Source organism: Bacillus thermozeamaize (genome assembly GCA_002159075.1).
GTDB lineage: Bacteria > Bacillota > Bacilli > ZCTH02-B2 > ZCTH02-B2 > Bacillus_BB > Bacillus_BB thermozeamaize.
This window is the reverse complement of sequence record LZRT01000095.1, coordinates 37420-62511: the sequence shown is the minus strand read 5'-3', so window position 1 is coordinate 62511 and position 25092 is coordinate 37420. Positions and strand designations below refer to the sequence as shown.

Sequence of the window (25092 nt, the reverse complement as noted above, 5' to 3'; positions counted from 1 at the left end):
GTCCGTAAAGGATCATGATCACCACGCCGCTGCCCATGGGGGAAAGGCGGGTGCTCAGCGCCATGGTGACCGCCAGCAGGATGATCGGCTGCAGGGTAAAGGCCATGGCGGCGGCGATGAGGTATGGCGTTTCGAAACTCAGCAGCGTGCTGCCGCTCAGCCAGCGGTTCAGTCCGATGATGCTGAAAAAGAGCGCAAGCCCGTAGAGGAAGAAGAGGGTGGCGTTGCCGAGAAACTTGCCGAACAGCACTTCCAGGCGCGAAATGGGCTTGCTCAGGATGCCGTACATCAGGCCGCTTTCAATTTCCCCCTGGATGCTGCCGACCGAAGAGAGGATGGCCAGGATGCCGGTGAGAAAGCTGGCAAAAAAGAGTCCGATCGTGAAGAAAAAGCTGATGTCATGGATCAGCGCGGTATGGATGCCGGTATGGATGATCTCCTCCTGCCCGCGATACACCAGGTGGAGGCCGTATCCATAAAAGAGCAGAAATCCTCCCGTCATCAGCAGAAGCAGGTGAAAAATACGCCGGTGGATGCCTTCACTGAGCGTCAGCCGATAGATGACGTTCATCGCTGCACCTCCTCCCGTCGGCGCTGTCCATGCAGGGCGCCATCCTTCTGCTTTACCATCCGCTCGCCATCCTTCTGCTGTTCAATCCAGTGAAAGAACAGCTCTTCCAGGGAAGGCTTCTCTACCTGCACCTCTTCGACGGCAAACCCTTCCGCCACCAGGCGGGCCACCCAATCGGCAATTTCTTCGCGCGTCCGGAGCGCGATGCGCAACGTGATCCCGGATGGTGTGTTGCCGGTTTGTGCGAACCCGGTTTGCTTCCCGGCTTGAGGGCCGTTGCGGGGCAGATCCATGACGGTGACGCATTCCTGCCATTCCGGTTTTTGGCGTTGCAAGCGCCGCAAACGCGCCAATTCCGTTTCTTCCCGGCAAAAGAGGCGGATACGCCCCACCAGAGAGCCGATCTGCAGTTGTTCCCATGTGCCCTGAACGACGATCTGGCCACGGTTGAGGATCAGCAGCGCGTCACACACCGCCTCCACTTCGCTGAGCAGGTGGCTGTTTAAGAAGATGGTTTTGCCTTGTGCTTTCAGGTGAACCAGCAGATCGCGGATCTGGCGGCGGCCAATGGGATCGAGGGCAGAGGTGGGCTCGTCGAGAAACAGGAGCTCCGGATCGTTGATCAGGGCGCAGCCAAGCCCGATGCGCTGTTGCATGCCTTTGCTGTAACTGGCAATCTTTTTCTTTTCCTGCCCGAGCATGCCGATCTGTTCGAGGACGACGGGGATGCGCTGGCGGATTTGGCTCTCCGGCATGCGGTGCAGCTGCCCGTGCAGGCGGAGCAGCTCTTCGCCGGTCAGCCAGGTGTGATAGCGGAAAAGCTCCGGCAGGTAGCCGATGTGCCGGCGGGTTTCTTTGTCCCCGAGCGGCCGGCCGAAGACCAGTCCTTTTCCGGAAGTGGGGCGAAGAAAGCCCAGAAGCGTTTTGACCAGCGTGCTTTTGCCGGCGCCGTTGGGTCCCAGGCAGCCGAACACCTGCCCCTTGCTGACAGCAAACGAGGCCTGGCGGAAACCGCCATGCCCCCGATAGGTTTTGCTCAATTGGTCGGTCCAGATGACGTTCACGAAAGGGTACCCCTTTCTCAGTTGTTTTGCGGCCACTGGATGCTGCGGGCCGTTTTCAGAAATTCTTCCCTGGTCAGGCCATTCGCGGTAAAGCGGATCAGCTTTCCATCGGCTATCCAAATCAGTTGATGAGTGGCTTGTTCGTTTTCGCCGTGGCTGCGGTACAACGCCTGACGGCCCGCTAAATTCACCACTTCTTCGCCCGCCTCCAGCAACTCGGGCATCAGCATGGTGTTGGTAAATCGCTGGATGTCTGCCAGCTGCCGCTTGACGTCATACGAGAGAAATGGAAGGGAAGCCAGCGACTCCTGGATGGCGCTGATGTTGGTTGCGGCAGACGTTTCCACCTTGGGAAGGTCGCGGATGGCCAGCTGGTAACGGGTGTCCTGGAAGACGGAACCATCCTCATGTTTCACTTGTTTATACCACTGAATCTCATATCCGCCCGGGAAAGTGAAGAGGAAGGATTCGCCTTGCAGCTCCGGCGGCAATACTTTTTCACCGCCCAGCGCCCGGATGAGCCGGTTGACGTTCTCCACGTCCAGGGCAAAACGAATCTTGTCGGCGGTAAACTGATGAATTTCCTGTTCCAAGCCGTTGACGATGGAAGCCGGCAGGCTGGGGAGTGTTTTGGCGACGGCGGCGTATTGTTCCGGATTGTCATGCGGACTGATGAACGCATGTTTGGAACGTGCCAGCACTTCCGCCTTGCCGTAATCGCGCAGATCGATGTCGCCGACTTTGGTCTCTAATTCTATGGAAATTTTATCCAGTTCCTGCGCGGACATCTTCACCGTATTCAGGTTTTCGACGCGAAAGACGTTCAGCATGTCGGCGGCGGCGCTGCGGATGCCGGGATTGGCCAGCAGTGCGCCTCCAACCAGGATTGCGGCTGCCGTGACCGTCCACTTTTTCATCTGTCTCTTCCTTTCATCCGTGATTTTTTGTTTCTTGGAGCTTTCTGCGGGTACGAGATGTTCCGCGGAAACATGCGGTTCCCGCCGGTTTACTTCCGGTGCCGGGAGCGGCTTTTCTTCCCTCGAAGCCGTTTCGCAAGCATCGGCTGGATGTGATTCCGCGTTGATCCGCTTGAGAAACCGTCTCCAGGCGGCAGCCGTGTCGACCGGCTCCCCGGAAGCGCCGATGCCGTTTGGGGTGCTGGACCCTTGGACAGAAACGCCGGCCGTTTTGGGAGTGCCGAAGTTGACGTGCTGGAACCATTCATCCAGCTCGTGCAACTCTTCCAGGCGGAGGTGGCAGGAGGTGCACTCCGCGAGGTGCCGCTTGACTTGACGCTGTTTTTCGGTGTCCAGCTGGTTGTCCAGATAGGCTTGCAGTTGTCCGTCTTCCAGGCAGTGATGAATGGGATGCGTCATGTCTGTTCCCCCTTTCCGCTGGCGAGATGGATTTTTTTTAACCGGCTTTTGGCGCGTGAGAGGATGACGCCCACGTAGTCTGCATCCACCTCCAGCACTTGCGCGATTTCTTGGTAGGAGTAGCCTGCCGCCCGCAAGAGGAGAGACAGGTGATCCCGTTCCGGCAACTGGGCCAAAAGGCGGTGCCAGTACTGCACCGATTCCTTTTCCATCAGGCTCTCATCTGGCGTGGCCTGAGCGCTGATCTGGGCTTGCCGGTGGGCTTCCATCAGCTGTTTTTCTTCCCGCCGCAGCCTTCTTTTTTCGGCGCGGAAGTAATTGTAGGCGGTGTTGCTGGCTGTCGTGTACAGCCAGGCCTTCAGGTTTCTCACTTGGCCGGTGCCGGTGCGGTAGAGCTGGATAAATACTTCCTGCGCCAGGTCTTCCGCGGTTTCCCGGTGTTGCACCAGATAATACAGGTGTTGATAGATGGCTGGGTACCAGGTTTCAAAGATTGCCCGAAAGTCTCCGGTCAGGACGGGTTGCTGTGGCGAATGCATGCCCTCGGTTTGCGGGCCGTTCATCGCTGCAGCCAATGTAGTCACCTCTTTCCCCCCTTCAGCGTCCCTTTCATCGATTACAGACGCTGGCAAAGGGGAAAATCTATCATTCAGGAAGAAAAAATTGCAGGATCAAGCAGGAGAAAATGTGCGTTGATTTTGCCGAACGCCTTGGGCAAAGAAAAAAACAGGGTTGTCTGGATGAGCAGACAACCCTGCCAGGATGAGGTTTTAGGCTCTGGTGATCGTTTGGACGGTTCTTTTGCGGCTGGCCTGTCCCGGTGTTCTTTCCTCTTGCAATTTTCGGCGGTTGACCTCCCGGGAGATGCTGAGAATGATCCCGATCCCCATCAGGCAGACCAGCATCGAAGAGCCTCCGTAACTGATGAAGGGCAAAGTGACACCGGAGATCGGGATGGTGCCGCTGACTCCGCCGATGTTGACGAAGGTTTGGATGCTGATCATGCTGGCAATCCCGACGCCGACCAGGGTGCAAAAGGGGTCGCGCATCCGCAGGCAGATGACGAGAATGCGCCAGATCAACAGCAAGTAAAGAAAGAAAACGAAACACACCCCGATAAACCCCAACTCTTCTGCGATGACGGAGAAGATAAAATCGTTGTGGGGATAGGGGAGATACTGGTATTTCTGAATGCTGCGCCCAAAACCGACGCCAGTGATTCCCCCGTTTCCGAAGGCGTAAAGGGATTGGATCAGGTTGAAACCGGTGCGGTAGGGATCGGCCCATGGGTTGAGAAAACTGGTCAGGCGGTCCAGCACGTGCCCGAATGTCAGGGCAAGGATGCCCAGTCCGAGGACAATCGGCGTCCCGATGTAGAAAAGATGCTTGAGGTTGGCACCGCCGCTGACGATAATGCAAAGGGCCGTCCCGGTCAGGATCATGGCGGTGCCCAGATCCGGCTCTGCGGCGATGAGAAGCACGAAAAGCGAAGTGACGAGAACAGCCGGCAGCAATCCTTTTTTAAAATCACGAAAGCGTTCGCCCTTTTTGCTGATGAGCGCAGCCAGGTACAGAATCAGCCCCAGTTTTGCCAATTCCGAGGGTTGAAAGCGAAAAGCGTCCGTTCCGATCCAGCTTCGGGCACCGTTCACCTTGATTCCCAGGGGCGGGATCAGGACCAGGATCAAAAGAAGCAGGCTGCCTCCCGCGACCCACAAAAACCATTTCTGATATTTTTGATACGGGATGTTCATCAGCACACTCATCGCGACAAGACCCAGTCCGATCCACACGGCCTGCCGCCGGGTGAAGTACCACATGTCATCATACTTCTGCATCGCGATGATCGAACTGGCGCTGAAGACCATGACGAGCCCGAAGCCGACCAACGCCAGCGTCGTAAAGAGCAGGAGAAAATCAGGATTGCCCCGTTTTTTTTGCATGGTATCAGGCCACTTCCAGCTGCTCCTTCAGGGTTCCGATCACTTGTTCTGCCGTTTGCACGAATTTCTGGGGAATTTCTGCGTCATAGTCCATGCCGTGATGCAGGATGTGCCTGCCCATGATCGGATCTTCAAGCTTCAACACGGCCCGCGGGGACTCCAGTCTTCCCTGGATGCAATTGGCTCGCACTCTCAGGTAATAGGTTTGTTTGTTGTCCAAATCGTCAAACCGCATGTCGTAGGTGGCATGATCATAATCCCATGTCCAACGGGTGAAACCCAGCTTTTTCATCACTTTTTCCAGTTCAGCAAACGTTTTTTGTGTACCGGCAAGGCCTGAGTCCTTGAAAACCACTGTTGCTCCTCCTTTTGGATGTTCACAGCAATGATCGCTTTTTGTTTTTCAGCTTCGTTTTCGTTTCCATGATCATTTTTTGTTTGTCATGATCGCTTCGTTTTCGTTTCTATCATAGACGTTTTTTCTATTCATTGCAATGTGATCCACATTTTTGAAACCGTTTCGAAACAGGAGAGGTTTTTGGGAATAGGAACCGTTTTTTCGGAAACCATACCTTTATGGAAGGAGGGATAGGGATGCAAACATTGCGAGACGTGATGACCACGGAATTGTATACCTGTTCGCCCCAGGATCCTGTTTCCAAGGCGGCGCAGATCATGCGGGATCATAACGTAGGAGCGGTTCCTATCGTCGAGCAGCAGACGGGTGCTCCGCATCTTTTGGGGATGATTACCGACCGGGATATCTGCATCCGGTGCGTGGCGCTCAACAAGCCGAACTCCACCGCGTGCAGCGAAGTGATGAGCGATCGGAAGCTGGTCGTCGGAACGCCCGAGATGTCGGTGGATGAGGCGGCCCAACTGATGTCCCGGGAGCAGATCCGTCGCCTGCCTGTCGTAGACAACCAGCGCCTTGTCGGGATTGTTTCGCTCGGCGATCTGGCGGTTCGCGACCGTTTTATGGATGAAGCCGGGCAAACGTTGAGCGACATATCTGAGCCTGCCAGGCCCATGTAGGGCACGATGCCCCTGCATGACCTCTCCCATGTGGAGAGGTTTTTTGATTCCCAAACAGGGAACATATGTTTGCTTATCGGGCGGTCCCGTGATATGATGAGGGAAACTGGAGATGAGGGAATGGGAACGACATGAGGGAAATGGGAGCGACATGAAGGAAAGGATGTCGGAAATGATGGAGACGGAAAAACGGCCGTGGATGGCCCCTGCTGATTATGAAAGATTTGTGCGTATGATACGGGAACATGTGGTATTATCGATTTTACACCGAGCCGTTCTTCGCGATGCGGAGCGATTGTCTGAGGGACATAAGTTTTCCCGCGTTTACCGGCAGCTCCTCGAGCGCGTCGCGGAAATGGCGAATCAGGAACGGCACCGGCTGCGGCAGGAGATCGGGCGCATCGGCGGACAAATTGCGGAAGAAAGGCAGGACCCGGTGGCCCGCGAGGTGTGGGCGCGCTTGCGCGGCAGGGTGTACACGATGCGCTTTCAGAACGTCTGGCTGCGGGCCCGGTGTGAGGTGTGGCTGATGACGTTGCTGGCGAAGACGCTGTCGGAGATGCTGGACGAGCAACAGGACGCGGTTTTGCGAAGATGAGGTTCTTAAGCGGGAGCGGATGGGAGGCAGAGGGGGAGGTGAGGCGGGAGATGAGGCGACACCGGCCAGCCTCGACGAGGTTCATCTTGTTGGTCGTGGCCTTCACCGTGCTGCTGGGGGCGATAGGTCCGCCCCTGTTTCTGGTACCGGTGGCGGCGGAAGAAGGGATTACCTACCTGCCTCCTTATCCGCGCGGGGAGGTGATGGTGAGGCAGCCGGAGATCGGCTGGCCGGTCCGCGTACATGGCGCAAGGGTGAAGAAGGCCACCTTGTATTTGAACGGCAAATCTGTCGCGGTACGATACGACAAGGAGAAAGGGGCGTATGTGTACCGGCCGCCGGCAATCCTTCCTTCCGGGGAGTACCAGGCGCGGATCCGCCTGGATTTTCAGGGACCTTACCAGCCGGTGGAGCAACGCTGGTCTTTCGTGATCCATCCGGATGCCGTCTCGCTGCATCCGTACATGGAACGGGCTGGCACGCCGGTTCAGCAGGCGGCGCTCCAAGCGGCCAATGACTACCGCGAGCGTCTGGGACTGCCACCTTTTCAGGTCCACCCTTCCCTGATGCTGGCGGCGGAGGAGCATGCAAACTACCTGGAGGAAAACGGGCTCTTGTCCCACTACCAGGAACCGGGCAAGCCCCGGTTCACCGGGCGCACGGTGGAGGAACGGGCGCAACGGGCGGGATATTTCCAGGGAGTGGCCGAGGATATCAGCCAGCAGCCGGAGAAGGATCCGGCCGTGGCCGTGGATGGCCTGTTTGATGCGCCATACCACCGGATTCCGCTGATGTTTCCCCACGCATCGGATTGGGGATACGGACAAAAGGGGTTGTACCACGTGATCAATGTGGGGATTGTACCCATGGAGAATTTCAAGGTGGTCCACTATCCGGTGGATGGGGAAAAAGGGGTGCCGATGCAGTGGCAGGGGAACGAGATACCCGATCCCCTCCGGCTGCATGCCGGAGTCACCTGGCCGGTCGGGTATCCCATCGTGATCGGAGCATTCGGGGACCGGGTCAAGGAAGTACGCCTGTCCCAGGCCGTCTTGCGGGATGGCGAGGGGCGAGAACAGGCTTTGTATATCAACACTCCCGAGACGGATGAACATTTGAAGCAGGAACTGATCCTGATTCCCGTCAAACCGCTGAAGCCGAACATGCACTACCAGGTCCGGGTGGAGTGGGTGGCGGTGGAGAATGACGGAAGGGAACATCCGCTCAATACCGTCTGGTCGTTTCAGACGGAACGGCGCCCTGGCGAAGGAAAACGGCAGCTGCATGCGCCGGCCGCCGGTATGGAGGAGCCGGAGTCAATGACAGAACCGGATGAAGCCGGCGCCGAATCGGATGGCACCGGACGGATCACGCATATTACCTTCTGGTCGGATCTGCCGCTGCTCAAAAAGTGGCCGCTGTCATTTGAACTTCCCGTTTCCCTGTCGCAGGAACGCTTGGCTGGATGGATGGAACGGCTGGACGGTCATCTGGGCTTCCGCTGGCAAGCGGAGGAGGGGCGCCTGACCTGGCATGTCGGGGGCTACGAGATGGAATGGCTGTTTTATTGAGAAATGATTGCCAAACCAAGAGGATGAGCAGACAAAGGGTGGGAGTGGATGAGAGGAGAAAAAGGCAGGAGATGCCGGTTTCGGTGGCATCGGTTGCTCTTGGCCGTTGTGGCCATCGTCCTGCTGGCCGGCTGCTCCCCGGAGACGGCTGCGGGAGACTGGCACAGCGTGGAGCGGGTGGTTGACGGTGATACCTTCATCATTGCAGGGGGAGAGCGGGTGAGGATGATCGGGGTGGATACGCCGGAGACGGTCAAACCGGGGACCGCGCCCGAACCGTATGGGAAGGAGGCCAGCCAATACACCAAAAAGATGCTGGCGGGAAAAAAAGTACGGCTGGAATTTGATGTGGCGGAAAGGGACAAGTATGGGCGCCTGCTGGCGTATGTCTACCTGGAGGATGGCACCTTTGTCAACGAAAAACTGGTCGCCGAGGGCTACGCCCGCGTGTTGACGATTCCTCCCAACGTCAAGTATGCCGAACGCCTGCTGGCCGCTGAACGGCAGGCGAGGGAAGAAGGGCGAGGGCTGTGGGGACTGGAAGAACAGCCCCGCAAAGGCCTGATCAAGGGGAACATCAACAGCAAAGGGGAAAAGATTTACCATGTGCCTGGCGGACGATACTACGATGTGACAAAACCGGAAGTCTGGTTTGAGACGGAGGAAGAGGCGCAGGCCGCCGGTTTCCGCCGCGCCAGGGAGTGAGACGGATGAAGAATGGCTCATGCAGGGATGGAGGAGAAACGTGTTAGGGACATGGATCAACGTGGGGACCGTATTGCTGGGCAGCGGCATCGGACTGCTGCTCGGTTCACGGATTTCGGAGCGGTTGCGGGAGACGGTGATGCAGGGCATCGGGGTGGTCACCGTGCTCATTGGTTTGCAAATGGCTTTGTCTACGCAGCATGTGCTTGTCATTCTCGGCAGTATTTTGACGGGAGGGGTGATCGGGACCTGGTGGCGTTTGGATGAACGATTGAATCAATTTGGGAACTGGGTGGAGCGGCGCGTCATGCGGCAGACCCGCGGACAAGCGGCGGAGGTGCGGGGGCGGGATGCGGGCCGTTTTGCGCAAGCGTTTATCACCACCAGTCTGTTGTTTTGTATTGGGCCAATGACCTTTCTCGGAGCCATTCAGGACGGATTGTCAGGTGACTTTGAGCTGCTGGCGGTCAAATCGGTGCTGGATGGATTTTCGGCCATCGCCTTTGCCGCCTCCCTGGGGGCCGGGGTCATGATGTCGGCACTGACCGTTCTGGTCATTCAAGGGAGCTTGACCCTGATGTCCGGTTTTTTCCACGGCTGGCTGAATGACCTGGTGATTGGCGAATTGACGGCCGCCGGCGGGGTGATGGTCATCATGATCGGGCTGAATCTCCTTCGCCTGTGTGTCATCCGTGTGGCAGACTTTTTGCCGGCTTTGTTGATGACGCCGCTTCTGCTGTGGGCGGTCACCTTCTTTGCCTGACATGAACCCTGATGGATGGGTACATACTAGGTAAAGCATGTCCACTGGCAGTTAGCCTGAACCCAAAGAGGTGAAGAGGATGACCGAACTGCAGAGCCGGCCCGATGAAACGGCGGAGGTTCCGCGCCCGAAGGCGGAAATGAACCTGCCCGAAGCGGAAGAAAATCCATATGTCGTGGTCCAGCGTCTCCTCAAGAAAGCGGTTGAAACGCTGGAACTGCCGCTGTCCGTGTATGAAATTCTGAAAAAACCGCGCAGGTTTATGACCGTTTCCATCCCGATACGGATGGATGATGGGTCCGTCCGCAATTTTACCGGCTACCGTTCACAACATTGCGACATCCTCGGGCCGACCAAGGGTGGGGTGCGGTTCCACCCCGAGGTGAACGAGGATGAGGTAAAGGCGCTTTCCATCTGGATGTCGTTGAAAAGCGCCATTCTCGGTCTGCCTTACGGGGGCGGAAAAGGAGGGGTGATTGTCAATCCCCGGGAGTTATCGGAGCGGGAACTGGAGGAACTGAGCCGCGGGTACATACGCGAACTGGAGGCCATCATCGGGCCGGAAAAGGATATTCCGGCCCCTGATGTGAACACCAACCCGCAGATCATGGGCTGGATGTTGGACGAATTCGATCGCTTGCGCGGTCAGAATATGCCCGGGATGATAACCGGGAAACCGATCATCCTGGGTGGCTCTCTGGGCCGGCTGGAGGCGACCGGCCGGGGCGTGGTGATCACCATTCTGGAGGCGGTCAAACGGCTTGGCTTGAACCCATGGGGACTGACCGCCTCGATTCAGGGATTTGGCAATGTCGGCAGCATGACGGCCCGTTTCCTGCACGAACAAGGCATTAAGGTCATCGCCGTGAATGACGCGTTGGGTGGCGTCTTTAAGGAAGAAGGCCTGGACATCCCGGCGCTGCTCACGTTTTCCCGGGAAACAGGCACCGTGGCCGGTTTCCCCGGTGCGCGGCCGCTGCGTGGGAACGAATTGTTTGCGGTGCCAGCCGACATTTTTGTGCCCGCTGCCTTGGAGAACCAGATTACAGACGAAACCGCACCGCTTCTTCAGGCCAAGATTGTAGCGGAGGCGGCCAATGGCCCGACTTCGTCGGAAGGCGACCAGATCCTGCGCGAGAAGGGGAGCTTTGTGATTCCGGACATCCTTTGCAATTCTGGCGGCGTGACCGTTTCCTATTTTGAATGGGTGCAAAACGCGATGCACTACTATTGGCCGGAAGAGGAAGTGAATGAAAAACTCTGCGCCAAGATGCGCCAGGCATTTGACGTGGTTTACCGGATGCATCTGGAACATCAGGTGGACATGCGTTCGGCTGCATATATGGTCGGCGTCAGCCGCCTGGCGGAAGCCTTGTTTGCGCGCGGATGGGTGAAAAAGGGAAAGATGTCGAGGGGGTCCCTGTTTCATTAAAGAAAAATGAAGAAACCTGTAGACTAATCCCGGTTGGCGTTTAGTCTACAGGCTGAGCTCCCTATTTGATGGGGCTAATAGAACCGGCGTCTTCTGGGATCCGTTACGAATTCATCGCGGTATTGATACACAAAGACCCGTCTGGGGATGGGGCAACAATGATGCCGGGTGACGATTTCAATCGGTTGAATCACATTGACGAAATGCGGATGGTATACGTTGCGATAGACCCTTGCCGGCTGATTCGTGACGCTTTGCGGGGAACAACACATCGGTCTGTGAAACACCATTCACACCCCTTTCTTCATTTAGTCTGAGATAGTATACGATAGTCCGGCCAGCCCTGTTTGGACTGCAGTCACATTGATGAACGTTGATGCGGCCTTTTTTTCAATCACCGCACTTGCGGCTGCTTGCGGCAAATGCAACATTCACCGTGGCGGATTTGTGTCTTTTTCGTTCATATCTTCCCTTTTTTGAGAAATTCTTTGGAAAGCATCCTGCAAATACATGACCCAGTTGATCCGGAACGTGGGATTTGGAGGGTTCTTTTTTTTTGTTCCTTTATTGACACCTCGTTTATCGGAAAACTATAATGCTGATAATAGAAGTATGATTTAGTGGATTATATAGAACAAGGGAGGATATGCAGGTGAGCAGGATCAGCTTGGTGGACATCGGTGCAGCCGCCGACGACGTGAAGCAGGCAGCGGCTGACCATGAGCAGAAATACGGGCGGATTACCAATATGAAACGCACGCTCCTGCATGCAGTGCCCGCCTTCCAGGCATACATGGAATGGTACACGTTGCGGGATCAAATCGAACCGTTTATCGGCAAACGAGGGGTATATGTTTTTTCCCATGCCATCTCGACTCAAAACGAATGCTTGATCTGCTCCACGTTTTTCCGGCGGTTGCTGATTGAAAGCGTCGAGGATCCCGATCGATTGGAGCTTGACGAAAAAGAGCAGGTGCTTGTGGATTTCGGCAGGCAACTGGCGAAAGACGCCAATCAGGTATCGGATGAACTGTTTTCTCGCCTGCAGGCTTTTTTTGATGAACGGCAGATTGTGCTTTTGACGGCCTTCGCCGGTTTGATGATCGCGACAAATCTTTTTAACAACGCGTTGCGTATCCCGTTGGACGACTATTTGGAAAACTACCGTGCGAAGTAGGGGGCGGCAAAGAGCGATGGGGAAAGAGTTTGCCAACCGTGTGGTTTTTATTACTGGTGCTGCTCACGGCCAAGGCCGGGCGGTTGCTTTGGCTTTCGCCCGGGAGGGAGCCTGGGTGGCAGGATATGACATTGCCAAACGTTTGAGCTATCCGGCTTATGAATTTGGGACGGCCAGTGAACTGCAATTGCTCAAGGATGAGGTGGAATCCCTCGGTTCAAGATGCCTCGTTTTTGAAGGCGACGTCAGAGACGATGCGGCCATCCAAGCGGCGGTTTCAGAGACAATCCGGACATTCGGCAGGATTGATGTCCTGTTTAACAATGCGGGGATTTGCGCTTACGGGTATGCCCATGAATTAACGGAAGAAGAATGGGACGCGATGATCGACATCAATCTCAAAGGGGCATGGCTGGTCGCCCGGCGAATCATTCCGCACATGATGAAGCAAAAGAGCGGCGTCATCATCAACAACTCCTCGATTGCCGGATTGCGCGGGATGAACAGGCTTTCCCATTACGCCGCTTCCAAGTGGGGGCTGGTCGGCTTGACGAAGTCTTGGGCCATTGAGTTGGCTCCGTACAATATTCGCGTCGTCAGCATCCATCCGACCGGGGTGAATACTCCCATGAACGACGGATTGGCCGCCATGGAAGGAACAACACCGGAAGAAATCGCCGAACGTTCCGCGGGAAATTTGCTTCCGGTTCCCTGGATCGAACCGGAGGATGTAGCCGATGCCGTGTTGTTTCTGGCCAGTGACCGCGCAAGATATGTGACCGGTTCTCAGTTTGTCCTGGACGCAGGACTGTTGACCAGATAAGGATACAGAACATCGATAAATAAAGAGCATCGAAAGAGGGGAAAAGTGATGAGATTCGTTTCTTCGTACATAAAAACCATTCCTTTGCTGCTTGCAGTGCTGCTCGTGGCGGCGTTGGCGGGATGCGGTTCACAACCTACCCAGTCCGGCACGCCGGCGACGGGTGAGCCTGCATCCGGCGAGACGGACGCCGGCAAGCAGGAAGTCAAGAAAATCGGCGTCGGAACGATGGGGACGTATTATCCTTTTTCCTATGTGGATGAGAAGGGCCGCGTGACAGGTTTTGACATTGAAGTCTTAAGGGAAGTCGAAAAACGGGTTGAAGGCATCCAGTTTGAATTTAAGCCGACCCCGTGGGACAGCATGTTTTTGGGGTTGGAAGCCGGCAAATACCAGGTCGTGGCCAACCAGATCACCAAAAATCCTGAACGGGAACAGAAATATTTGTTTACCGACAACAGCTATTTTACATGCCAGTCCGTGATCATTGTCAAAAAAGGCAGAAAAGACATCAAGTCTTTGGACGACCTGCAAGGAAAGACGGTCGGTTCTGCGGTGGGGGATTCGTTTACCAAGATCTTGGAGGATTACAACAAAGAACACAACAACGCGATTAACATCAAGTATTATGACGGCACGGATCCGACCACCATCCTACAAGATGTGGCTGCAGGCAGAATCGACGCTTACCTGAATGATCCGATTATGGCTTCGGAAACGGCCAAGAAACTGGGGCTTGATGTGGAAATCGTGGAAAAGCCGGTGGAAGCGGTTCCTGCTTACTTTGTTTTCCGGAAAGATGAAGAAGGCCAAGCCCTGAAGGAAAAAGTGGACAAGGCGTTGGCGGAAATGATCCAGGACGGAACCCTGTCCAAGATGTCTATTGAATGGTTTGGCAAAGATTACACGAAACCCGTTCAATAGCGGCGGTTGATTACGAGAAGAAGGATGAGGCTGGATGGGGGAACTTTTCGACTGGGGATTTATGGTACAGTCGTTTCCGGAGATTGTGAGGTATCTTCCGGTCACGCTGGGGATTGCTGTCATTTCGATGATTTTCGGGTTGTTTCTCGGGTTTTTGACCGCTTTGGTCCGGTTTTACCAGATCCCGGTTTTGAACCGCTTGGCCGTCGTGTATGTTTCGTTTATCCGCGGCACGCCGCTATTGGTCCAGATTTACCTGGCGTATTACGGCATACCCAAGATTTTGGGGGCTTTGAATGAAGCAAATGGCTGGAATTTAAACGTTGACAGCATCCCCGCCTTATTTTTTGTCTATTTGACCTGCTCCGTCAACGTGGGAGCCTACCTGTCTGAATCGATCCGGTCGGCTCTCCTGTCCGTAGATAAAGGGCAAATTGAAGCGGCGTACGCCATCGGGATGACATCGTTTCAGGCCATGCGGAGAATCATTCTGCCGCAGGCGTTGGTCGTCGCCTTTCCGAATTTCGGAAACTTGTTCATCAGCCTTGTCAAAGACACTTCGTTGGCGTTCATCATTTCCGTCGTTGAGATTATGGGGGCCGCGAAAATCGTCGGTGCAAGAGGCCTGCACTTTTTCGAGGTTTACATTGTCGCTGCCTTGATTTATTGGTTTGTCTGTTTTCTCATCGAGAGAATGATGCTGTTTGCGGAGAGAAGGTTGCGGCGCTATGAAAGGGAGATCGTTTCATGATCCGGCTTCGGGATATCCATAAAGTTTACCGCGATCAACATGTGCTGAAAGGGATTGATTTGGAGGTCCATACCGGTGAAGTGGTCGTGATCATGGGTCCCAGTGGAGCGGGAAAGTCGACCCTCCTCCGTTGCATCAATTTTTTGGAGCGGCCTTCCAAGGGAACCATTCAAGTGGACGATTTGGTTGTTTCGGCAGAGAACGCCACCCGCAAACAGATCCTTGCACTCCGCAGGCTCACGAGCATGGTGTTTCAACACTACCATTTGTTCAAACATAAAACGGCGCTTGAAAATGTGATGGAAGGCCTGGTGACTGTCAAGGGTTTAAGCCGCAGCGAGGCTGTCCGGATCAGTACCGAACATCTGGAAAAAGTCGGTCTTCAGGACAGGCTGCACTTTTACCCGTCGCAACTGTCGGGCGGACAGCAACAAAGAGTGGCCATTGCACGGGCGCTGGCCTTGAATCCGAAAGTGATTTTGTTTGATGAGCCGACGTCCGCCTTGGATCCCGATTTGGTGGAAGAAGTGCTGCTGGTGATGAGGGCAATCGCAAAAGAGGGCATGACCATGATCGTTGTCACGCATGAAGTGAATTTTGCCAGAGAGGTGGCCGACCGGGTGGTTGTTTTGGCCGATGGCCGGATTGTGGATGAAGGATCGCCGGAAGATGTGTTGAAGAAAAAGAAAACCACCGGTGGCACATGATGTGAATGCCCTTGAAAAACCACGAAACAAAAGGATCGGGATAATGGCGGGATAAAAGACTCGGTTTATATCTAAGTATTTATCTCGGAAATGTTGATATTTAAAAAAAACATGTTATACTGTGATCAAGAGCAAGCAAAAAGCGGTCAGAAACTGAGATGTGAAAGGGGAACGCAAGGATGAAAGTGGCAAACAATATTATTGAATTGATTGGCAACACGCCGCTCGTCCGCTTGAACAAGCTGAGCGAAGAGACAGGGGTGGAGGCTTACGGCAAGCTGGAGTATTTCAATCCAGCCGGCAGCGTGAAAGACCGGATTGGTTTTGCGATGATTGAAGACGCCGAAAAAAAGGGACTGATTTCGCCGGATAAAACGGTTTTGGTGGAACCCACCAGCGGCAACACGGGGATTGCCCTCGCCTTTGTGGCCGCGGCGAAAGGATACCGGCTGATTTTGACCATGCCGGAGACCATGTCCTTGGAACGCCGGAACCTGCTTAAGGCCTACGGGGCCGAACTGGTGCTGACGCCCGGCTCCGAAGGGATGAAGGGCGCCATCCAACGGGCCGAGCAAATCGTGAGGGAAACGCCCAACGCCTATATGCTGCAGCAGTTCAAAAACCCGGCCAACCCGGCCATTCACCGCAGAACGACGGCAGAAGAGATCTGGAATGATACCGACGGCCGGGTGGATATTCTGATCAGCGGCGTCGGTACGGGCGGGACGATTACCGGTGTATCCGAAGTGATCAAAGAACGCAAACCATCCTTTTACGCGGTTGCCGTGGAACCGGCCGACTCGCCGGTGCTTTCCGGCGGCAAGCCTGGACCGCATAAAATTCAGGGAATCGGTGCCGGATTTGTGCCCGACGTATTGAACACTTCCATCTACGATGAAGTGGTTCAGGTCACCAATGAAGAAGCGTTTGCCGCAGCCCGCAAACTGGGACGGGAAGAAGGCATCCTGCTGGGCATTTCCTCCGGCGCGGCGTTGCATGCGGCAAAAGTGGTGGCCAGCCGGCCGGAAAACAAAGGCAAGGTCATGGTTGTCATCCTTCCGGATACAGGCGAACGTTATCTGTCCACGGCGTTGTGGCAGGAAGCTTGATTCTCCGCAATGCCCAAAAGGCCCTTGGTTGACAACCCGTTACGAAACGGGGATGGTGAACCGAGCGGCCTTTTTCCGTATTGATGAATCATGGATGCGGTCATGGCTCGCAAGGCATCCGGCAGCCTTTGGCGGCTTTCGTCCGTTTTTATGCTCTGGGGTTCCAGCTATGGTATAATGTAACTGCCTGAAATCTGCAAACCCATGCAGGAGGTGGTATCCATGGCAAGGATCGCTTTTTTGGTCGCGCAAGAATACGAGGATTCCGAGCTTTCCTATCCGTACGAGGAGCTGAAAAAAGACGGGCACGAATGCGTGATCATCTCCTTCCAGAAGGGTGAGGAGCTAAGGGGGAAGAAGGGACAGGCGGTTTACAAGGCTGACGCTGCCATCAGCGAGGTCCGTCCCGAGGACTTTGACGCGGTGGTCATCCCCGGCGGCTTCTCCCCGGACCGGCTGCGGATCGATGAAGGGATGAAACGTTTTGTCCAGCAGAAGATGGAGGCCAACCAGCCGGTTGCAGCCATTTGCCACGGGCCGCAGCTGCTCATCTCGGCCAAGGTGGTCAAGGGCAAGGAAATGACTTGCTACAAAAGCGTGATGGATGATCTGGAAAATGCCGGGGCAAAAGTGGTGGACCGTCCTGTCGTCGTCGACGGCAACCTGATCACCTCCCGGATGCCGCAGGACAACGAGGTGTTTGTCGACGCGATCCGGAAGGCTTTGTCCCAATAGAAGAAGCAAAGGTTCCGGGAATTCGCTCCATTTGATGCATGATTGACATGAACTGTCACGCAGGACTGAGGGAAAGCAAGGAACGAAGGGATGTTTGCATGCCTCGAATGGTATGTGAACATCCCTTTTTTATAACGGACGTCCTTTTTTGCACGTTTCCGCATGTTTTCCGACGTGGACCGTTGACATTGTGCGGAAAGCGGAAATCTCTTGGGGACGGCGCAAACGTTTAAGGATGGCGGGTTGGTTTCACAAGACGGAAGGGGGATCTCTTTGTGAAAGGCATCGCGCCCAAACTCCCTTTGACTCCCGAAGAACGCGGCATGTTAAGAAAACAAAAAGTAAAATTGGCGGCGATTGCAAGCTTTCAAACGCATGATTTGGCTCGCGTGTTAGGCTGCACGGAAGAGAGGGCAAAGCTTTTGATTGCGCTCGCTCAATTTCAGACGATTCCGTCCGCCGGCCCCGATTTGGCAAAACATGTCATCGATTTGGGGGTTTATTCATTGGCCGAGTTGAAAGGAAAGGACCCGGCGGAATTGTTTGATCAATTGGAACGGTTGTACGGCTTTCGAATCGACCCTTGCGTCGAAGACGGCATCCGGCTGATGGTGCACCATGCGGAAACGCCGTGCAGCGGAAAGCGATGGTGGGACTTTACGGAAGAACGAAAGTGGTACCGGCAAAAGCACGGCTATCCGGACACGAGGCCAGAGCGATGAGATGCATCGCATGAAGCAGGATTGGCAAGACCATGGCGCATATGAAAGCCGGCCAGTTGATTTCGCAAATGGAAAGCCGGTCATCGTCAAGGCCCGGAAGTGCATGTCCCGCACTTTCCGGGCATCTGTTCTTTTCAGCCCGGCCAGGGGACCGTGAAGGCTTGCAGCATGCGGCGATGGACGGAAGATGGGACGTCACGAAAAGTATGAAGTTATTAATAATAATAAGTATTATATTTTTCATATTCAAATTAAGATGAATTCATGTTATAATAATGCCAAACCATTAATATATAAATATATTGCCAATATAATGATCAAAAGAGGAGGCGAGAGAAAACATGTAGCGTGCTTCATCTGCATATCTTTGGTTACCACGAAAGGAGGGATGCTTGTGGAACAAACGGGAAAAGGAGCCGTCGCGGAGGCGATTGACCACACATTGACGGAAAAGCTTTTGGATACCAAAACAGCCGAGCAGTTGATCCACTTGCTTGACAAATTGGAAAATGTGACGTATCTCGTCGAGATGCTGGAGCATTTTTTCCGCCGGGGGCCTGAAATCGCCGATTCGATCAACGACCTGGTCGTTTTATTGCGCCAGAGTTATTTCGAGCCCCAAACCCTGAAACGCTTTGAAAACGTTTTCTCCGCCTTGCAGCGGATGCAGGAATTCCTCGATTCCCCGCAAGTCCAGGAACTGTTTAAATCGGATGTTCTTGATGTACGCGCGGTGCAAGTGGTCGGCAAGGTATCCCGCTCGATGATCAAAGCCTCCGAAGAAACGGCTGAAATGGGCGCAAAACGCGTCGGGATTGTCGGCCTGATGCGCATGTTGACCGATCCGGAGGTGCAGCCGGCGCTTAACTTCTTCCTGCACTTCGCGCGGCATCTGTCAAAGGAGTTCGTAGATGCACGAACTGTCGATCGCTCATCATCTGGTTGAACTTGCCGTCGACGCTGCGAAAGATTCGGGGATCAAGCGGGTGCGGGCCCTTTACCTGAAACTCGGCGTTCTGTCAGGCGTGGTCAAAGAATCGCTGGAGTTTTCTTTTGACGTGGCCATTCAAGGAACGCCGCTTGAAGGGGCGAGGCTGGTCATTGAGGAAGTTCCGGTGAAAGTGTATTGTTCCGCATGCAAAACCGTGAGCACCTTATGCCGGCCGTATCCCATGCGCTGCGGCGTGTGCGGAGCGCGAACCGGCGAAGTGCTGGAAGGACGCGAAATCGAATTGTATGCCTTGGAAGCAGAGGAGGGGGAGCAGGGTGCAGCAGATCACATCCAGTCCGCGGATTGTTGAAATACGCCAGAATGTTCTCAAGAAAAACGACCTTCTTGCTCGTGACTTGCGGAAGCGGTTTCAAGAGGCTGGCGTTTATGTCGTCAATTTGGTTTCCAGTCCGGGAGCGGGAAAGACGACCTTGCTGACGGAAACGCTGATCCGGCTTGGCGAGCGGTACCGGGTGGCCACGTTGGTCGGTGATCTGGCCACGGAAAACGACGCGGAGCGTTTGCGCCAAAGCGGCGCACAAGTTCGGCAAATTACGACGGGCACAGTTTGTCACCTGGAGGCGGATATGATTGAAAACGCCTTGGACGGATGGGATCTGGCGGAGATAGATTTTCTCTTTATTGAAAACGTGGGCAATCTCGTCTGTCCCGCCAGTTATGATTTGGGCGAAAACGAACGCGTCGTCCTTTTTTCCGTGACGGAGGGGGAAGACAAGCCGGTGAAATACCCCACCATTGTCAACAGCGCCGATGTGGCGGTCATTACGAAGATGGACCTGGCCGATGCGGTGGGTTTTCAGCGGGAGCACTTTTACGAAGCGCTGCATGCGGTAAGACCAGGCATTCCTATTCTGGAAGTCTCCGTTCGCACAGGAGAAGGAATCGACGGGTGGATTTCCCGTTTGGAGGCGGGCCAAGCCCATCTGCAGCAACATCTTGCGGGAATGTTCGAGTAAATGGATCGGAATGCAAGCCAGATACATTGGAGGTGGGGAGAGTGGCAAATCTTCTTTGGCTGCACGGCGGTGCGTGCAACGGAAACACCCAGTCGGTTCTGAACGCCGAAGAACCGACCGTGGTCGATTTGGTGACCGATTTCGGGATCAATATCCTTTACCATCACTCGTTATCCATGGAATTTGGGGAACAGGTACGCCATTTGTTCGAGCGAATCCTCAATGACGAGATCGCTTTGGACATCCTCGTGGTTGAAGGCACGGTTATCCAAGGACCCAACGGAACGGGCCGTTATGACATGCTCATGGATCGGCCCAAAAAAGACTGGATTTGGGAATTTGCCCATAAAGCGCAGTACGTCGTTGCGATCGGGGACTGCGCATGCTGGGGCGGGATTCCGGCGACCAAGCCCAATCCGTCCGAATCCATCGGTCTTCAGTACTTAAAGGAAGAAAAAGGTGGCTTTCTCGGCGCTCACTTCCGTTCGAAAGCGGGATTGCCGGTGATCAACATTCCCGGTTGTCCGGCTCACCCGGACTGGGTGACACAGATTCTCGTCGCCGTTGCCACCGGACGCGCGGAAGACGTTCTGCTGGACGACTTGCAACGGCCGAAAACGTTTTTTACCACGTTTACCCAGACCGGATGCACACGCGTGCAGTACTTTGAGTGGAAGGAACCGGTGGAAGAGTTTGGGCAAGGCACACGCAAAGGATGCCTGTTCTACGAACAAGGTTGCCGCGGTCCGATGACCCATTCGCCGTGTAACCGCATTCTTTGGAACCGTCAATCTTCGAAAACCCGGGCCGGGATGCCCTGTATCGGTTGTACAGAACCTCAGTTTCCCTTCTTCGATCTGGCGCCGGGAACGGTGTTCAAGACACAAAAGGTGCTCGGTTCGATTCCGAAAGAGATTCCAAAAGGCATTGATCCGTTGAGTTACTCTGCCCATGCGGCATTGGCCCGGGCGGTGGCTCCGAAGTGGGCGAAAGAAGAAATGTTTGTGCCCTAAGAAAACAAAAAGGAGGGTGAGCGAAGATGAGTCAGCAAGTTGTCTCCACAGGCAAGAAAAAGAGTCTCAAAGTTCATTCGTTGGGGCGCGTCGAGGGGGACTTGGACGTCAGAGTGGACATTGAAGACGGGGTTGTTGTGGATGCGTGGACGGAGGCCACGATGTTCCGCGGATTTGAAATCATCTTAAAGGGGAAAGACCCGCAGGCGGGACTCATTGTCACCCCGCGGATTTGCGGCATTTGCGGCGGCAGCCACCTTTACAAGGCGGTCTATGCCTTGGATACGGCCTGGGGAACGGAAGTGCCGCCCAATGCCACGTTGATCCGCAACATCGCCCAGGCGGCAGAAACGCTTCAGAGCATTCCCCGCTGGTTTTACGCTTTGTTCGCCATCGGCTTGACCCATCAGAACTACGCATCCTCTGCATTGTACGACGAGGTGGTTCGGCGTTGGGCGCCCTTTGCAGGCGTACATTATGAACTCGGCGTCGAAGTCTCGATCAAGCCGGTCGAGATTTACGCGATCTTCGGCGGCCAGTGGCCCCACTCCAGCTTCATGGTTCCCGGCGGCGTGGTGTGCGCTCCGACACTGTCGGACATTACGCGTTCCACTTCCATCTTGGAGTATTACCGGGAGGCCTGGCTGGAGAAAATTCTCCTCGGTTGTTCTGTCGAACGCTGGCTGGAAAACAAAACTTGGCACGATGTCCTCCAGTGGCTGGATGAAAAGCCGGAGCATCGCGATTCTGACATGGGCTTATTTCTCCGCTTCTGCATGGAGAATGGCTTGGACAAATACGGGGCCGGTCCGGGACGATATATCGCGACAGGAACCTTTTTCCATCACGAAAAATACCGCTATCCGACGATCGAAGGCCGCAACGCTGCGTTGATTGCCCGCTCGGGGGTATACGACGGTGAACATTTCCACGATTTTGATCAAGGACAGGTCCGGGAGGATCACACCTATTCCTTCTTCCGCGGCAGTGGATCGCTCCATCCGTTTGAAGGGGTGACCGATCCGCTCGATACGGAAGAAGGGCAAAAAGAGGGCAAGTATACGTGGGCCAAGGCGCCGCGCTACCTCCTGCCTGGCGGGGAAGTGCCGTTGGAGGCGGGACCCCTGGCCCGTCAAGTGATCGCCGGCCGTCCGGGGGCGGAGGATTGGCAGGATTACGATCCGCTGATGTTCAATATCGTGAAGGAAATCGGCCCCAGCGTGATGGTACGGGTACTGGCACGCCTGCACGAAGCGGCCAAGTACTACTTGCGCGTGCGTGAATGGCTCAAACTGATCGATTTGAATGAGAAATTTTACATCAAACCGCAAGAACTCCCGGAAGGGCGAGGATTCGGGGCCACCGAAGCGGCTCGCGGCGCCTTGGCCGATTGGATCGAGATTAAGGATGGCAAGATCGAAAACTATCAAGTCATCACCCCGACGGCGTGGAACATCGGCCCGCGGGATCGTCACGGCCAGCGCGGTCCCATTGAGACGGCGATGATCGGTGTGCCGGTCAAAAACCCCAACGATCCCGTGGAATTGGCCCACATTGCACAAAGCTACGATTCGTGCCTCGTCTGCACGGTGCATGCTTATGATGCCAAGTCGCACAAGGAGTTGGCCCGGTACGCGGTCACATCGTTTTAAAGAGTGAAAAGGACGGTGACGCAATCATGACCGTGATCATCGGGTGCGGCAATTTGCTCCGCAGCGATGATGGGGTGGGGCCCTTTTTAATCCGCAAATTGTGGGACATGGGCCTCCCCCCAGGCGTCCGCCTGGCCGATGGCGGGACCGCCGGCATGGATGTGGCGTTTCAAATTGGCGACGCGGAAGAGTTGATCGTCGTCGATGCCTGCCATACCGGGGGAGAACCGGGCACGATTTTCGAGATTCCGGGGGAAGAGGTGGAGACGCCGCCGCTAAAAGGCATTCACCTTCATGCATTCCGCTGGGATCATGCTTTAGCGATGGGAAAGTGGTTGCTGAAAGAACGCTTTCCCAAGAAAGTGACCGTCTTTCTCATCGAGGCGGAAAACGTGTCGCATGGATTCGGCTTGTCCCCTGTGGTGCAAGCGGCCATGGAGCGTTTGGCGGAGGAGTTGCTGCGACGCCTGGGAGGGAAGAAAAGTGCAAGTTGAACTGACCTCGACCGGTTATCTCCACATTTCCGAGGAAATCGCGGAGCGCTTCCCCATGGGGACGGCCATCGTCTTGTTGCGTGGGGACGAGCTGTGGCTGATGCCGGTGAGCCACCCGGGAGCGGGAGGATTGTTGTTGAAATACCGCAATCCTCGCGGCGATCGCAGTGTGCTGGTCCGGGAATTTTTGCCTGAAGAGGTGCCCCCTGGCGTTCGCGATGCCGTCTGGGATGAAGAGAATGGCGCCCTGCGCATCCCGCTATTGCGTTCCAATACCCCGGTGAAGTGAGAGACGTGTGCGGTTTTCCAGAGATAAAGGAGGGGGAGCCATGCTACGTCCGCAACCGATTGGTGTGTTTCCCGGAATGGCCGGATTTTTTCTCCTGCCGCCGGTTCCGGAGGGAGCGCCTCGCATATCGTTGCTCCTTCGCGGCCATCTTCCCGACGCGTGGCCTGAGAGCTGGCAGTTTTTTGCTGCGGCGATTGCGGGAAGAAGCGAGGAGGAGGTGACGGCCTTATTGCCGGAAGGCCCTGAGGGGCTTTACAACCGTTTTGTGCTGACCCCCCAGTCCGACACATACGCATGGGCCAAGGAAAGGGTGGAAGGGGAGATTTCCCTTCTCTTGGATGCGGTCGCGTGGCGGCTGGGGATCTGCGATGCGCCTCCGCCGCTTCAAGACACCGACGGTGAAGTGCGGGCTTTTCTTCTGGCGACGCAGGCTTATGCGCGGTTTCAGCAAAAGGATTGGTCCCGCGGACTGGAGACCATGCGGGAGGCGGCGGAAACGGTCAAGCATGTTTCGCCCGTATTCTCTGCGCGTCTTTTTGCCGAATGGGCGGCGACGAAACAGATGCTCGGCGCTTACGGGCGAGATCTGGTGGCGGGGTATCGAACCGCTCTTGCGCTGCTTGAGACGTCTCCTTTCCAGGAAGCGCGGGCGGAGCTTTGGTTTCAATTGGGCACCGCCTATCAAAACGGCGCGGAGGGCCGCGGCAATACCCTCATGGAAGCGGTGAAGTGTTACCATGAGGCGCTCAAAGTGTATCAAAGGAATACCCATCCGGAGGAATACGCCATGGCCCATATGAACATGGCGCTGGCGTACCTGGCCATGCCTTCACGGGATCGCGGCGCCCGGCTGCGCACGGCCGTGGCGATCCAGTCACTGCGCGAAGCGTTACGGATTTTTCAAAAAGAGACCCATCCGCAGTATTGGGCCAGTGCGACCGTCAATCTCGCCAACGCGTTGCAGCACGCGGACACCTCCCACCAGGAAGAAAACCTTTGGGAAGCGGTCGCCCTTTACGAAGAGGTGCTTGAGGTCCGCCGGCCCGAGGAGGATCCGGTGGCATATGCCCGCGTCCTGGCCAATCAAGGGAACGCGTTGGCCCATCTGGGGGCGTTTTCCCGCGCCGTGCCCCGTTTGCAAGAGGCCCGCCGCTCTTTTCAAGAACACGGTGAAGACGATGCGGCGGAGGCGGTGGCGGACATTTTGGCCGAGATTGCCCGCAGGCGGCAGGAACATGCAGCGAAAGAGCAACCGGCCGGGGAACAAGCGGCGGCAGAGAGGGGGATCGCGCGGCATGGAAGCGCATGAACAGCAATACTTCAACGTTTTGCTGAGCATGGCCGTCGAGCGTTTCAGCGAACGCATCGTCCAGCGCAACGAAGGGGTGGAACATGCGTTGGAACGGCTGCGCACCAACCCTCAAGGAGAGGGCGTATGGCTTGATGAGTTCGTGTCTGCGTTTTTTCGCGAAGCTCTTCTCGACAACCCGGCAGGGGCCTGCTTCATTCTGCAAGCGTTGGCCAACCGGAAGATAATGGATCCCGCTAGCCTTTTTGCATCTGCCATAGTCGGGGATGTGTTGCAAAAAATGGCTGCGCAAACCTTTGCCGTCCTGTTGCGGCAAAAAACAGAAGAAGTGCTGGAGCAGACATTGGCTTTTGGGGGGTGA

General features: G+C 55.5%; 29 protein-coding genes and 1 pseudogene. 23 read left to right on the top strand and 7 right to left on the bottom strand.

The features are described 5' to 3' along the window. From BAA01_15325 to BAA01_15300, 6 genes and pseudogenes are all read right to left on the bottom strand, one after another. A pseudogene (locus BAA01_15325) lies at nt 1-571 on the bottom strand (hypothetical protein). After that, nucleotides 568-1635, bottom strand: a complete 1068-nt coding sequence (locus BAA01_15320; GenBank protein OUM85955.1) for a hypothetical protein — start codon at nt 1633-1635, stop codon at nt 568-570. Before BAA01_15320 ends, BAA01_15325 begins: the two are co-directional and overlap by 4 nt. 17 nt (nt 1636-1652) lie before the next feature. Continuing rightward, entirely contained in the window at nt 1653-3011 is a 1359-nt protein-coding gene (locus BAA01_15315; protein ID OUM85954.1) for a hypothetical protein, read from the bottom strand. Continuing rightward, entirely contained in the window at nt 3008-3550 is a 543-nt protein-coding gene (locus BAA01_15310) for a hypothetical protein (protein OUM85963.1), read from the bottom strand. Before BAA01_15310 ends, BAA01_15315 begins: the two co-directional genes overlap by 4 nt. A 231-nt stretch (nt 3551-3781) precedes the next feature. Next, entirely contained in the window at nt 3782-4954 is a 1173-nt protein-coding gene (locus BAA01_15305) for a cell division protein FtsW (GenBank protein ID OUM85953.1), read from the bottom strand. Nucleotides 4955-4958: 4 nt separating this feature from the next. Continuing rightward, nucleotides 4959-5309 carry a hypothetical protein gene (locus tag BAA01_15300; GenBank protein ID OUM85952.1) on the bottom strand — a complete coding sequence of 117 codons (351 nt, stop codon included), beginning with the start codon at nt 5307-5309 and terminating at the stop codon, nt 4959-4961. A 239-nt stretch (nt 5310-5548) separates the two neighbouring features. Here BAA01_15300 and BAA01_15295 point away from each other — a divergent pair, with 239 nt between their 5' ends. The 6 genes from BAA01_15295 to BAA01_15270 all read left to right on the top strand — a co-directional run bounded on the left by BAA01_15295 (nt 5549) and on the right by BAA01_15270 (nt 11058). Beyond that, on the top strand, nt 5549-5989 hold the full coding sequence (locus BAA01_15295; GenBank protein ID OUM85951.1) for a CBS domain-containing protein: 441 nt from the start codon (nt 5549-5551) through the stop codon (nt 5987-5989). A gap of 112 nt (nt 5990-6101) precedes the next feature. After that, entirely contained in the window at nt 6102-6587 is a 486-nt protein-coding gene (locus tag BAA01_15290) for a hypothetical protein (GenBank protein ID OUM85950.1), read from the top strand. A gap of 50 nt (nt 6588-6637) precedes the next feature. After that, a complete protein-coding gene (locus BAA01_15285) occupies nt 6638-8158 on the top strand; it encodes a hypothetical protein (protein ID OUM85949.1) in 1521 nt (506 codons plus the stop codon). Nucleotides 8159-8206: 48 nt separating this feature from the next. Further along, nucleotides 8207-8863: a nuclease gene (locus BAA01_15280; GenBank protein ID OUM85948.1), complete on the top strand. Its 657-nt coding sequence runs from the start codon at nt 8207-8209 to the stop codon at nt 8861-8863. A gap of 40 nt (nt 8864-8903) precedes the next feature. Continuing rightward, entirely contained in the window at nt 8904-9626 is a 723-nt protein-coding gene (locus BAA01_15275; protein OUM85947.1) for a hypothetical protein, read from the top strand. A 139-nt stretch (nt 9627-9765) separates the two neighbouring features. Then, on the top strand, nt 9766-11058 hold the full coding sequence (locus BAA01_15270) for a glutamate dehydrogenase (GenBank protein ID OUM85962.1): 1293 nt from the start codon (nt 9766-9768) through the stop codon (nt 11056-11058). 74 nt (nt 11059-11132) lie between these two features. Here the strand turns inward: BAA01_15270 and BAA01_15265 are convergent, their stop codons facing one another. Next, nucleotides 11133-11348 carry a hypothetical protein gene (locus BAA01_15265; GenBank protein ID OUM85946.1) on the bottom strand — a complete coding sequence of 72 codons (216 nt, stop codon included), beginning with the start codon at nt 11346-11348 and terminating at the stop codon, nt 11133-11135. Between the two features lie 362 nt (nt 11349-11710). On the opposite strand from BAA01_15265, the gene BAA01_15260 reads away from it, so the two are divergent. The 17 genes from BAA01_15260 (at nt 11711) to BAA01_15180 (ending at nt 25092) form a co-directional block, all read left to right on the top strand. Continuing rightward, entirely contained in the window at nt 11711-12235 is a 525-nt protein-coding gene (locus BAA01_15260; GenBank protein OUM85945.1) for a hypothetical protein, read from the top strand. 16 nt (nt 12236-12251) lie between these two features. After that, on the top strand, nt 12252-13058 hold the full coding sequence (locus tag BAA01_15255) for a short-chain dehydrogenase (GenBank protein ID OUM85944.1): 807 nt from the start codon (nt 12252-12254) through the stop codon (nt 13056-13058). 48 nt (nt 13059-13106) lie between these two features. Continuing rightward, nucleotides 13107-13982, top strand: a complete 876-nt coding sequence (locus tag BAA01_15250; protein OUM85943.1) for a hypothetical protein — start codon at nt 13107-13109, stop codon at nt 13980-13982. 34 nt (nt 13983-14016) lie between these two features. After that, nucleotides 14017-14733 (top strand): amino acid ABC transporter permease, encoded by a 717-nt coding sequence (locus tag BAA01_15245; protein OUM85942.1) that lies wholly within the window; start codon nt 14017-14019, stop codon nt 14731-14733. After that, on the top strand, nt 14730-15440 hold the full coding sequence (locus tag BAA01_15240; GenBank protein OUM85941.1) for an amino acid ABC transporter ATP-binding protein: 711 nt from the start codon (nt 14730-14732) through the stop codon (nt 15438-15440). The genes BAA01_15245 and BAA01_15240 overlap by 4 nt, the downstream gene beginning before the upstream one ends. Before the next feature lie 179 nt (nt 15441-15619). After that, on the top strand, nt 15620-16549 hold the full coding sequence (locus tag BAA01_15235; protein OUM85940.1) for a cysteine synthase A: 930 nt from the start codon (nt 15620-15622) through the stop codon (nt 16547-16549). Nucleotides 16550-16771: 222 nt separating this feature from the next. Beyond that, complete coding sequence (locus tag BAA01_15230) at nt 16772-17284, top strand: protease (GenBank protein OUM85939.1); 513 nt, start codon at nt 16772-16774, stop codon at nt 17282-17284. Between the two features lie 323 nt (nt 17285-17607). Further along, nucleotides 17608-18006 (top strand): hypothetical protein, encoded by a 399-nt coding sequence (locus BAA01_15225; protein ID OUM85961.1) that lies wholly within the window; start codon nt 17608-17610, stop codon nt 18004-18006. Nucleotides 18007-18400: 394 nt separating this feature from the next. Next, a complete protein-coding gene (locus tag BAA01_15220) occupies nt 18401-18952 on the top strand; it encodes a hypothetical protein (protein OUM85938.1) in 552 nt (183 codons plus the stop codon). Continuing rightward, nucleotides 18918-19307, top strand: coding sequence for a hydrogenase nickel insertion protein HypA (locus tag BAA01_15215; GenBank protein OUM85937.1), 390 nt, complete (start codon nt 18918-18920; stop codon nt 19305-19307). Before BAA01_15220 ends, BAA01_15215 begins: the two co-directional genes overlap by 35 nt. After that, complete coding sequence (locus BAA01_15210) at nt 19243-19974, top strand: hydrogenase accessory protein HypB (protein OUM85936.1); 732 nt, start codon at nt 19243-19245, stop codon at nt 19972-19974. The genes BAA01_15215 and BAA01_15210 overlap by 65 nt, the downstream gene beginning before the upstream one ends. Before the next feature lie 41 nt (nt 19975-20015). Then, nucleotides 20016-20987 (top strand): hydrogenase, encoded by a 972-nt coding sequence (locus BAA01_15205; protein ID OUM85935.1) that lies wholly within the window; start codon nt 20016-20018, stop codon nt 20985-20987. 26 nt (nt 20988-21013) lie between these two features. Next, on the top strand, nt 21014-22639 hold the full coding sequence (locus tag BAA01_15200) for a cytochrome-c3 hydrogenase (protein ID OUM85934.1): 1626 nt from the start codon (nt 21014-21016) through the stop codon (nt 22637-22639). 26 nt (nt 22640-22665) lie between these two features. After that, complete coding sequence (locus BAA01_15195) at nt 22666-23133, top strand: hydrogenase maturation protease (GenBank protein ID OUM85933.1); 468 nt, start codon at nt 22666-22668, stop codon at nt 23131-23133. Further along, nucleotides 23123-23422 carry a hydrogenase maturation protease gene (locus tag BAA01_15190; protein ID OUM85932.1) on the top strand — a complete coding sequence of 100 codons (300 nt, stop codon included), beginning with the start codon at nt 23123-23125 and terminating at the stop codon, nt 23420-23422. Before BAA01_15195 ends, BAA01_15190 begins: the two co-directional genes overlap by 11 nt. A 40-nt stretch (nt 23423-23462) precedes the next feature. Further along, nucleotides 23463-24731, top strand: a complete 1269-nt coding sequence (locus BAA01_15185) for a hypothetical protein (GenBank protein OUM85931.1) — start codon at nt 23463-23465, stop codon at nt 24729-24731. Beyond that, nucleotides 24718-25092 carry a hypothetical protein gene (locus BAA01_15180; protein ID OUM85930.1) on the top strand — a complete coding sequence of 125 codons (375 nt, stop codon included), beginning with the start codon at nt 24718-24720 and terminating at the stop codon, nt 25090-25092. The genes BAA01_15185 and BAA01_15180 overlap by 14 nt, the downstream gene beginning before the upstream one ends.

What these genes read in the sequence shown, in the direction of transcription:
- BAA01_15315 (OUM85954.1), bottom strand. Translation starts at nt 3,011, where the DNA reads ATGACGCATCCCATTCATCACTGCCTGGAAGACGGACAACTGCAAGCC.
- BAA01_15310 (OUM85963.1), bottom strand. Translation starts at nt 3,550, where the DNA reads ATGCATTCGCCACAGCAACCCGTCCTGACCGGAGACTTTCGGGCAATC.
- BAA01_15305 (OUM85953.1), bottom strand. Translation starts at nt 4,954, where the DNA reads ATGCAAAAAAAACGGGGCAATCCTGATTTTCTCCTGCTCTTTACGACG.
- BAA01_15295 (OUM85951.1), top strand. Translation starts at nt 5,549, where the DNA reads ATGCAAACATTGCGAGACGTGATGACCACGGAATTGTATACCTGTTCG.
- BAA01_15290 (OUM85950.1), top strand. Translation starts at nt 6,102, where the DNA reads ATGAGGGAATGGGAACGACATGAGGGAAATGGGAGCGACATGAAGGAA.
- BAA01_15285 (OUM85949.1), top strand. Translation starts at nt 6,638, where the DNA reads ATGAGGCGACACCGGCCAGCCTCGACGAGGTTCATCTTGTTGGTCGTG.
- BAA01_15280 (OUM85948.1), top strand. Translation starts at nt 8,207, where the DNA reads ATGAGAGGAGAAAAAGGCAGGAGATGCCGGTTTCGGTGGCATCGGTTG.
- BAA01_15270 (OUM85962.1), top strand. Translation starts at nt 9,766, where the DNA reads ATGAACCTGCCCGAAGCGGAAGAAAATCCATATGTCGTGGTCCAGCGT.
- BAA01_15265 (OUM85946.1), bottom strand. Translation starts at nt 11,348, where the DNA reads ATGGTGTTTCACAGACCGATGTGTTGTTCCCCGCAAAGCGTCACGAAT.
- BAA01_15255 (OUM85944.1), top strand. Translation starts at nt 12,252, where the DNA reads ATGGGGAAAGAGTTTGCCAACCGTGTGGTTTTTATTACTGGTGCTGCT.
- BAA01_15250 (OUM85943.1), top strand. Translation starts at nt 13,107, where the DNA reads ATGAGATTCGTTTCTTCGTACATAAAAACCATTCCTTTGCTGCTTGCA.
- BAA01_15245 (OUM85942.1), top strand. Translation starts at nt 14,017, where the DNA reads ATGGGGGAACTTTTCGACTGGGGATTTATGGTACAGTCGTTTCCGGAG.
- BAA01_15240 (OUM85941.1), top strand. Translation starts at nt 14,730, where the DNA reads ATGATCCGGCTTCGGGATATCCATAAAGTTTACCGCGATCAACATGTG.
- BAA01_15235 (OUM85940.1), top strand. Translation starts at nt 15,620, where the DNA reads ATGAAAGTGGCAAACAATATTATTGAATTGATTGGCAACACGCCGCTC.
- BAA01_15230 (OUM85939.1), top strand. Translation starts at nt 16,772, where the DNA reads ATGGCAAGGATCGCTTTTTTGGTCGCGCAAGAATACGAGGATTCCGAG.
- BAA01_15225 (OUM85961.1), top strand. Translation starts at nt 17,608, where the DNA reads ATGTTAAGAAAACAAAAAGTAAAATTGGCGGCGATTGCAAGCTTTCAA.
- BAA01_15215 (OUM85937.1), top strand. Translation starts at nt 18,918, where the DNA reads ATGCACGAACTGTCGATCGCTCATCATCTGGTTGAACTTGCCGTCGAC.
- BAA01_15210 (OUM85936.1), top strand. Translation starts at nt 19,243, where the DNA reads ATGCCTTGGAAGCAGAGGAGGGGGAGCAGGGTGCAGCAGATCACATCC.
- BAA01_15200 (OUM85934.1), top strand. Translation starts at nt 21,014, where the DNA reads ATGAGTCAGCAAGTTGTCTCCACAGGCAAGAAAAAGAGTCTCAAAGTT.
- BAA01_15195 (OUM85933.1), top strand. Translation starts at nt 22,666, where the DNA reads ATGACCGTGATCATCGGGTGCGGCAATTTGCTCCGCAGCGATGATGGG.
- BAA01_15185 (OUM85931.1), top strand. Translation starts at nt 23,463, where the DNA reads ATGCTACGTCCGCAACCGATTGGTGTGTTTCCCGGAATGGCCGGATTT.
- BAA01_15180 (OUM85930.1), top strand. Translation starts at nt 24,718, where the DNA reads ATGGAAGCGCATGAACAGCAATACTTCAACGTTTTGCTGAGCATGGCC.